Source organism: Corynebacterium sp. MSK073, from assembly GCF_030232085.1.
Classification (GTDB): Bacteria; Actinomycetota; Actinomycetes; order Mycobacteriales; family Mycobacteriaceae; genus Corynebacterium.
In genome coordinates, this window is sequence record NZ_JASPIY010000024.1 from 1 (window position 1) to 8,204 (window position 8,204).

Consider the following 8,204-nt stretch of genomic DNA (forward strand, 5'->3'; position numbering starts at 1 on the left):
GCACGTGCTGGCCCCTGACACCATCACACTGCATGCTCTATCGAAAGGTAGAAACACCACTCAAACGGACTTGACCCTTGCTTAAGCGCAGACAAGAAATATTTCCCCCCCACCACCAGATCTCATAGCACTTTTTAAAGGTAGGTTCACCTCACTCAAGATCTACCTCCCCGTTTTCTCCTGCGCATACTTACCCTCACGACGGTGGGGATGGTTTATCTACACCTGCTGGGTTTACAGGAATACAGGTGCGGTAAAGCTGTATTCCTGTAAAACCTTATTTGTTGTTGCGGACGTATTCTTCGAGGTAGTTGCTGACAATCTCGCGAATGGTCATGCCTTTTTGCGCGGCGATGACTTTGAGTTCTGCGTGAAGTTCGCGGTCAATTTCGACGGTCATCTTCTTGACGTAGTCGCGGCCGGTGGGTTGATGGAATGCACCTCGTACTGTTTTCTTCTCCGCGGTCGGGGCCGGCCTTGCGGATTTCTTTGAGGAGGTTCGCGGGCCTTGCTGGGCCCTGGCGCGTTCTTTGCTGGTGCTCATTTCATCATCTCCATGAGTTCGTCTGCGGCTTGTTCATAGCCGTGCATTTCTGGGCCTGGGCAGTAGCCGAAGGCTAGGTGCATGTCCTCGCGTAGCGGGATTTCGGTTTTAAAGTGGGGCATTTGTTCTGTATCAAGTGCTTCTCGTGCAGCATCAAGAGCACTGGTGCCCTTCCTAGCGAACGTCAGCAGGACTGCATGCGGTGTTCCGCTAACTGCGTCGCGCAGTTCCCACACACGAGAAAGGTCAGCTGCAGCAGAACGGGTCGGAAGAATGATGAAATCACTGACAGCGATTGCTGCTTCGATAGCGTTCTCGTCTCCTGGTGGCACATCAATAAACATGAACTCATCGTCCCCGACGAGTGCCGCCTGCCTATCAACACGCTTGGGAATAGACAATTCAACCCCAAACGGTAAAGGGTCGCCTCCATCTTCCGCGCGTTCAGACCATTCCAGAGCTGAACCCTGCCGGTCTAAGTCTGTGACAGTCACGGTCTTTCCTCGGTGGGCGAAAACCGTAGCGAGAAACATCGTTGTAGTGGTCTTGCCAACGCCACCCTTGGCGTTAATGGCAGTAATAATCATGGCTTCTCCTAGGTGGATACGTCATTACGTCTATTAGTTTACAGATTTCAGTAAATACTGTTTTACATCTATACAGGTCTACAGTTGTATAGTTTACTGTAAATACTAAAAGTGCTGGCAGATGAGTCTTTTGCTTCTTTTTATCGTCATGTTCTACAGACAGACCTGCGAGCTTGATGCGGCAAAACTCGTTTTCAATGCTCTTGTCTTCGAAGTCCGCTGCGATGTGTCCCCAGTGGTATCCCTCCAACTGGGACAGCATCGCAGTAACTGCCATCTTGAGTTAGAAGCCACGACTGCGACCAGTACGGGCACATAGAGCATCTAGGTGCTCGATGATGCCTTCTGACATCCGTATAGATACCACTCGGTCTGAACGGTGAGGTCCTTGAACCATAATCAGAAGGCCTTTCGCTCCTACCACAAACAATGATTGCATAAGTTCGGCCTCGACACGGAAGAGGCGACTTTTTACCATGGAGAACCTCTTCCTTATTACATATACTTAAAGTGAGCAGGAGCAAAAGTTCCCTAGCTCAACACTCAGGTACTCTATGCCTAATCACCGCCCATAGGAGATTCGAAATGCATACTTCTCACTCATGGCTGAAAAGAACCTGCACCAAACGCGCCATGATAGCCTGCGTGGCACTTAGCATGGTTGGAGGAAATACATACGCTACAGCAGCCGAGACAAATTCCCCCGATTTTACCGCTGCCGAAGTAAATTCAGAACCGACTTCTGCACAGGAAGCACAACTGGCTGATGACCTAGAAGTACTGTTTACGGAATATATTCCCCAAAAAGATGGTGTCTTCACCGTCAATGAACAAGCCGTAATAAGAGATGGTTACGCAGACAGCATGGGCGACTTTCATGCAGTGGCCCGAGCCTTCAACAGTCCCAACCCTGGACATCCTCAGGCAGGTTCAAAAACCCCAGTTATGGTACAAACTTACGATGCAAATTCATACGCAAAGTGCGTATTATGGAGTGCGCTAGGAATTCCAGCCACGGCTTTCACTAGCGGCACGTGGTCAGCCATCGTAACTGGTATTAAAGCCTTCAATTGGAAGCTGACCGCTTCCACCATCGTACGAGCTCTTGGCCCTGCATTCGTAAACGGTGCTGGAAAGGCCATCGGTGGTCCAGCGACGATCGCAGCCGCCTTGGCCGCTTCCGCAGGATTGTGTGCCTTTCAACAGTAATGGTTTCTAGAAAAAAGTATCTTGTTCGCCTGATTGGCACCAGCATTATTTTCTTTGCACTTGTTGCCGTTATCTTCGCTTTCTTTTTTTCAATGGGCCGAGGACACACGCTAAATTTTGATGACGCGATTCCTTGGCTTATCGGAACCCTAGTCTCTGGACTGCTGACTGTAATGTGGGTCAAAAGAAAAGCAAAGGACTTCCGAGAAAGAGAGAATCTCTGGGGACCATCGACGAAATAAAAGCACCTAATTTACCAGGATGGTAATGCTCAGATGTTGCGACGAGGGCCGAAACTTTTTAAAGTTTCGGCCCTCGTCGTCTGGGGTGTAGTCAAACGAGTCGAAGTTTAGATTTCAGGCCTCGACAGAGATTGCTAGTGGAATGTTTAATTGCTGCCGCGGACGTCGCGCAAGCGCGACGTCCTTGCCACGCTATTCCGGTACCACTACCAGCGTGCAAACTGGTGCAAGTATTTACAACGGAGACTTGGAACGCATTCAAATCGATGCCCACGGAACTGTAGGGACTGCAGGAGAATGTCACATTATTGTTGGATAGTTCTTCATATGTATATGAATGAATATAGTTTCATGTCCTAAAATCTACCCGCCTGAAGTCCCTCCCTATGAGGTTGTTTTGTTAGTCAAAGAATTTGTCCCGTAAGCGAGTTTCGTCGTGAGCGCCATAGGAATCTATATGGATGATTGTGTCAATCCGCCGGGCAAGCGCTTGTCGCCGCGATGCTGGCTCCCATAAATAGTAGCCCCGCGGAGATTCATTAGAAACCATCACAACGTGCGTGTACGCAGCAGCCTTGTTCGCGTAGCGAGCCGGAAGACTCATAGGCCACACATCGAGGATATTGAGTACAAGGCTTAATGGCATCGAGCCATCGAATTCGTCGAGAATCAGAGTCTTTTCCCCTGCATAAGAATCAAACGGATGGGAGTAGTCAGTGACTCGATAGAAATCGTCGCCACCTATATCCACCGCTAGTGATGTTTTCCCGGTGCCAGGCGGACCATACAGCCACAGAACCTCAATTTCTCGAGGTTCTGAGTTCTGTGCGCGCTCTCGGGCAGCAACGAGCCTTTCAACGAACGAAGTCATACGAGCAGCTTCTGGAACTTGAAGAAATATTTGGTCCGCGGAAAGCTCTTTTTCAAGGACTGCTTCACGAACTATCTCGACGTCTTTGCGACGCCCTTTTTCGTCATTGTGTCTAATTATGCCGTGTTCTAGCCTTGGTTCTCCAGTGACACGAGTTGTCTCTTTGGTGACGTACTCGATGGCCTGCTGTATGGGACCGCGGCGGGGTTCTAGATGCCCCGTGGGTAGTTTATTTTTAAGCGTGGAAAACCTGATCGGCGAGGTGTTGCCATCAATGAGTAGCTGCCAGGGGCGGTATCCGTCTTCTTCGCCTTCTTCTAGCTGCCCTAGATAGGAGTACTGTGCAAGAGCTTCTTCTATCTCCTTTCGGCTCATCTTCTCTGCTGATACTGTGGCCATCCATGACCGTGACTGCGTAGTCTTGCTACATTTTCTGCTACGCATTGCTTCACCTGAATATCCTTTCTGAGCTGGGGTGATACATGCTACAGAGGTGCCGGGTAACACTAACCCCGGCACTGGGCTGCCGCGACGGTCGCGCCTGCGACCGCCTTGCCCTGAAAAATCGCTTAAAACAAGGTGCGCGGCCCCGTCCCTGTGAGCACCGGGCCGCATCCCCCCCAATCACGGCGGCACTCACTTACCGCTCCCTCTGCTCCGGCCTCTCGGCCTCCCTCGGCTTCGCGCTCCTCCCGCTGGGAGGTCGCTCCGCGTCGGCCTTACCGGCCTCCGCGCGGTCACTCACGCTCGGCCTTGGATTGGGGGGGACATACAACTAGGGAGCGAACACCTGCATTTCGACGAGATTCCCGCCCTCACCAGCGCAGACAAACCGACCACGGCCAACTTCCACCGGAGACGGTTCACCGTCCTCAGGTCTGCGTCCCAGTACCAGCTCAGCGTCTTCCGGGCGGGTGACATGTCCGCAAAGCTTCACACCGCAGAGGTCGCGAATCGCAGTTGGCAGCACGTCGGCGGTCATTCTCTGGGTTGCCAGGACAACAAACACCCCGGCTGACCTGCCACGTTGCACCAAATCTCTTACAAGTCGTGTACAATCGTCGGCAGACTTCTTATCGTCTTTTGACGACGACGCAGCAGAAAACACTAACTGACATTCGTCAACAACAGCGACGAGCAGCTTTTTCCCCTGAGGATCTCGCCAAAAATCCAACTCAGACGAAAGCCGCTTGTTCATTACTTTCTGCATGCTCTTCAAAACCGGTAAGAAGTCTTCTGCCTTCTCTCGCTTGCCGTCGAACGTCTTCACGGTCGCGCCCGCGCTGCTTAGCGCTCTCACCAGGTGCTGCAAAAGAATGGACTTCCCGTAACCGGGCATTGCACCGACGACAGCCCCTGACTGCTCCCTCAGATCAACGCCGGTCTCGCCGTCTTCGGACAGGCCTAGAATGACCCGGCCTTCCTCGTACCGAGGAACGCCCCGAACTGTCGAAGGCAAGTCCACCAGGTCAACGACTTGAACCTTCCCTCTCTTCACCAGCACTTTGACCGGAGTCTTTAGAAGGTTGCCCAACTCCGCCGACAGCCCCTCACGAGTCCACTTCGATGTATCCCCCGGGGCGATAGGAACCATGCCGTCTCGGCTTACTCGGTTTATCTTCATCTCAAACTTTTCCTCAACCTGTTTTCTCCTGGTCGACAACTCGCGCGCCGCGCGAGTGCGGAACCACCGCCGTCGGAAAAGCTTGACAAGAGCAAGCCAAACAATGCCGGCAACGACAACGGCCAGGGCTATCCGAATCGACCAGAAGATGACAGCCTGCTGTAACTCATCGACGTTCAACGGCAGCTGCATTCACAAGCTCCTCTAGAGCATCAGTCGCCTCGTCCATGCTGGTAAACCCGCAATTCTCCGGGCCTTCAGCCTCGATTACTTCCCGCATGAACGAAGCGCACTTCCAGGGCGAAGTCAGAGCACGAAAAGTCGATTCAACCTGCGACTTCCTGAACTCTTCCGAACCGCCGACGAACATTCCGTAGTCTCCAGCTGTGCTTTTGATGGCGTGGAGCATTTTTAGGCCTCCTTAACGTTAGTTGCTTGAACGAACTGGACGGCATTTCCGTCCTGAGGTGCAAAAGCGCCGGTCATCACGTTTTCGAAAGTCACGACGTCACCCTCACTGACCAGCGGTTTTACTTGAGACTACACGGTCACCGAACCATCGCGAGTCTCCCTGTCCACGACGGTCACATCGTTCCGCGTCGTCTTCTTCTCGCTTAACACATACTTGACGCCTATTTTCCATGCCTGACCAAGGAAAACCTGCGAGGTTTTCGACTCACCATCGCGAGTCACGACTTCTTGAGGCTCGCTGCTCACCTCAATCCCCTCAGAGAGTTGGCCGACGGGAAGAAGATAAGAAGGTATCTTCACGACAAAATCCTTTCTTTATTCAGAAAAGGCAAGTTAATTGACTCCGGTGCATGAACAAGGGCAGAGAGTTCAGAACTCTATAAAAGCACCGGTATTTGACTATTGTACAGAAAGAGCGTGACGTGTCAATCGCACAATATAGAAAAAATCAAATCGAAACGATTTATGCTGGATACGGATACATAAATAAGGAAACAGACATCACGGCTCTCGGAAAGTGCCGGTTATTCGCCTCTAGTACATACAGCGCGCGAAGTGTCAGACGTATAAGAACAAACTAGAAAAACCGAAAGATGAGCATTAGGTTCGTATACATGCGTAAGAACATAGATATCGACGAGGTTGAAAAATACCTTTCCGACCTACAAAATCGCGTCGAAGCGATTGAGAAGGAACTTCAGGAGCGTCTAAAGACCATCAATGAGATTCCCGGAGCGAAATTCGAATATGTCGATTTAGTGACAGCCATGAATACTTGGGAAGAGGAGGCCTTCTATAGTGCAGAGGATCAACTCAAAGCCTCAAACCCAGATCCGAATTGGGAACCGACAGACGACGAAGTGAAGAGAAAAATGAACTATCCGCCCCAAGACGAAATCCTCTTGAGTCGGATCACCACTGCCGTAAAAAAGCTGACCGAGGTACAAAAATATCTCGCAGCCTCACTCAACGACATCGGCTATTCCCAAGCAAAAGTCGCAAAGATCGCCCATACGTCCCAGGCGCGGGTTGGACGCTGGATTCGCAGCGTTGAAGGAGACCTGCCTCCGCGAGCTAAACGCCCGTGGTAGTCAAAACTGGGGGTATCTCGACCCCTCGAATGGTAAAAGCGTGTTTTTACACGCCGATAATGAATGTTATGTCGTCGCCCCTAGAACCAATGAGGTGTTTATTTCCTATCTGCAGATTGAAGTTTCCCACAGATTATTTTCCCCAGTCCTTGTCACTGACAAGAATCGCTAATGAATCTACTGTTAAGGCAGGCTTCGCTGTATTATGCGGATAAACTCAGCAACTACGTTAGCAGTTATGGCTGAAGAGAAAGTCTCGCTTGTGCGGATCGTAGATACGCGTATGGGGTCCATGAATATATGACATTCGCTTCTTCTTTATTTGGGTCCTCCCGGTAGGCAAGGCCAGGCGATTTTGTCGCCGTTAAGCTTTATTGCTTTTAGTTTTCCCCAGCTTGATCCAGAGATACTAAAGATCGGAGTCAGGAGGATTAGTGTAGTAATCGTCTCCGTCACCGCTTTCGGCGCCAAGTCAATTCCCATAGAGCGAGCTGTTACAAAGAAGATCAAAAGCATCCAAGCCAAAGAGGTTGTTCTTTCTAGGGAATAGGCATCCGGGTCATTAGTTACTTGGTACCCACGCTTGTTTACACTGCTCATCCATATGCTTCGATACCCGAAAATAAAAACATTAATTAGAGAAAATACGGCCAATGGCAGGAATTCTTCATTGTGACAACACAACACGGAAATCCATGCTGTAATGGTAGTTACAAGTACAAGAAAACAGATGGTGCGATTAATTCCCAAATACCACCGAACACTCCCTTTCAGTTGCGTGTTACTTTGGGCGCTTTCGACAGTTTCGTTATCGCCTTCCACCCCATTTCGTGCCTGTCGCCTCGACGAAAAACGATCCAGCGTTACGGCAGCAAGATGGAACGCTAGTAAAAATAATGCCCACTTTATACTGTTCTTTGAACGCCGAACGTCTGACGACAACGGATTTCACCTTTCTTTTTACGAGCTTGCTCACTGAGCAGTATAAGATGAGCACAGCCAAGTATCCTCGATCTACAAACGCTAGGCCGTAGGCTGAGTTGTATGAAGTTACTTCTTTTCTCTTACCTGCATCCTGATCTCGCCATGTATTTGACTGGAAGAATTCTCTATATAGATGACGCGGCGGTGGAAATGCGACAGGCTCCATTTGCCCAGGAGGAGTTAAAAGAGGTTAGTGAAGTGGCGGATACGCTGGTGTCTCTTACTATTTCAGAGACACCGCTGAGTGTTTTTCGCCATGAGCTTGAGCAAGCTGATTGCGTTTATGTTGCGAGTGGTGAAACATTCCGCTTGCTTCACGCGCTGAAATCTACCGGGGCAGATCAGCTTCTTGCTGACGCCGTGCGTAATGGAAAGTTGTATGCGGGAAGCTCTGCTGGGGCGATTGGGCCTGACCCCCGGACAGTGGACACGTCGGGGGTTAGCTATGCTGCTGTGGTCAGTATAGCCGAAGTCTCGGTTTCAAAGACATCAGGAGCCACAAGGTTGCACCAGGAGTGCCGCCGGCGCGTGTTATAGCGCATGCACCACCGGAAGACCTCTTGGCGACAGGTAATTGGGTT

10 protein-coding genes are annotated in these 8,204 nt (G+C 50.7%); 3 read left to right on the forward strand and 7 right to left on the reverse strand.

The genetic code is table 11. The annotated features are described in order from the left end of the window. Window positions 1–277: 277 nt before the first annotated feature. Together QP970_RS11335 and QP970_RS11340 are read right to left on the reverse strand one after the other, a co-directional pair. Entirely contained in the window at window positions 278–544 is a 267-nt protein-coding gene (locus QP970_RS11335) for a hypothetical protein (RefSeq protein ID WP_284783794.1), read from the reverse strand. Further along, window positions 541–1,131, reverse strand: coding sequence for an AAA family ATPase (locus tag QP970_RS11340; RefSeq protein WP_284783792.1), 591 nt, complete (start codon window positions 1,129–1,131; stop codon window positions 541–543). The genes QP970_RS11335 and QP970_RS11340 overlap by 4 nt, the downstream gene beginning before the upstream one ends. Window positions 1,132–1,716: 585 nt before the next feature. Here QP970_RS11340 and QP970_RS11345 point away from each other — a divergent pair. Beyond that, entirely contained in the window at window positions 1,717–2,340 is a 624-nt protein-coding gene (locus tag QP970_RS11345; RefSeq protein WP_284783790.1) for a hypothetical protein, read from the forward strand. 642 nt (window positions 2,341–2,982) lie between these two features. Here QP970_RS11345 and QP970_RS11350 read toward each other — a convergent pair. From QP970_RS11350 to QP970_RS11365, 4 genes are all read right to left on the reverse strand, one after another. Beyond that, complete coding sequence (locus tag QP970_RS11350; RefSeq protein ID WP_284796921.1) at window positions 2,983–3,828, reverse strand: P-loop NTPase and SpoVK domain-containing protein; 846 nt, start codon at window positions 3,826–3,828, stop codon at window positions 2,983–2,985. Window positions 3,829–4,228: 400 nt separating this feature from the next. After that, window positions 4,229–5,269, reverse strand: a complete 1,041-nt coding sequence (locus QP970_RS11355; RefSeq protein ID WP_284771336.1) for an ATP-binding protein — start codon at window positions 5,267–5,269, stop codon at window positions 4,229–4,231. Next, window positions 5,244–5,486, reverse strand: a complete 243-nt coding sequence (locus QP970_RS11360) for a hypothetical protein (protein ID WP_284771337.1) — start codon at window positions 5,484–5,486, stop codon at window positions 5,244–5,246. Before QP970_RS11360 ends, QP970_RS11355 begins: the two co-directional genes overlap by 26 nt. Before the next feature lie 131 nt (window positions 5,487–5,617). Next, complete coding sequence (locus tag QP970_RS11365; RefSeq protein WP_284771338.1) at window positions 5,618–5,848, reverse strand: hypothetical protein; 231 nt, start codon at window positions 5,846–5,848, stop codon at window positions 5,618–5,620. A gap of 314 nt (window positions 5,849–6,162) precedes the next feature. On the opposite strand from QP970_RS11365, the gene QP970_RS11370 reads away from it, so the two are divergent. Continuing rightward, window positions 6,163–6,639 (forward strand): hypothetical protein, encoded by a 477-nt coding sequence (locus QP970_RS11370; protein ID WP_284771339.1) that lies wholly within the window; start codon window positions 6,163–6,165, stop codon window positions 6,637–6,639. Window positions 6,640–6,957: 318 nt separating this feature from the next. Here the strand turns inward: QP970_RS11370 and QP970_RS11375 are convergent, their stop codons facing one another. Next, window positions 6,958–7,581 carry a hypothetical protein gene (locus QP970_RS11375; protein ID WP_284771340.1) on the reverse strand — a complete coding sequence of 208 codons (624 nt, stop codon included), beginning with the start codon at window positions 7,579–7,581 and terminating at the stop codon, window positions 6,958–6,960. A 102-nt stretch (window positions 7,582–7,683) separates the two neighbouring features. On the opposite strand from QP970_RS11375, the gene QP970_RS11380 reads away from it, so the two are divergent. Continuing rightward, a complete protein-coding gene (locus QP970_RS11380) occupies window positions 7,684–8,160 on the forward strand; it encodes a Type 1 glutamine amidotransferase-like domain-containing protein (protein WP_284869947.1) in 477 nt (158 codons plus the stop codon). The last annotated feature ends 44 nt before the right edge of the window (window positions 8,161–8,204 follow it).

What these genes read in the sequence shown, in the direction of transcription:
- QP970_RS11335 (WP_284783794.1), bottom strand. Translation starts at nt 544, where the DNA reads ATGAGCACCAGCAAAGAACGCGCCAGGGCCCAGCAAGGCCCGCGAACC.
- QP970_RS11340 (WP_284783792.1), bottom strand. Translation starts at nt 1,131, where the DNA reads ATGATTATTACTGCCATTAACGCCAAGGGTGGCGTTGGCAAGACCACT.
- QP970_RS11345 (WP_284783790.1), top strand. Translation starts at nt 1,717, where the DNA reads ATGCATACTTCTCACTCATGGCTGAAAAGAACCTGCACCAAACGCGCC.
- QP970_RS11350 (WP_284796921.1), bottom strand. Translation starts at nt 3,828, where the DNA reads ATGAGCCGAAAGGAGATAGAAGAAGCTCTTGCACAGTACTCCTATCTA.
- QP970_RS11355 (WP_284771336.1), bottom strand. Translation starts at nt 5,269, where the DNA reads ATGCAGCTGCCGTTGAACGTCGATGAGTTACAGCAGGCTGTCATCTTC.
- QP970_RS11360 (WP_284771337.1), bottom strand. Translation starts at nt 5,486, where the DNA reads ATGCTCCACGCCATCAAAAGCACAGCTGGAGACTACGGAATGTTCGTC.
- QP970_RS11370 (WP_284771339.1), top strand. Translation starts at nt 6,163, where the DNA reads ATGCGTAAGAACATAGATATCGACGAGGTTGAAAAATACCTTTCCGAC.
- QP970_RS11380 (WP_284869947.1), top strand. Translation starts at nt 7,684, where the DNA reads ATGAAGTTACTTCTTTTCTCTTACCTGCATCCTGATCTCGCCATGTAT.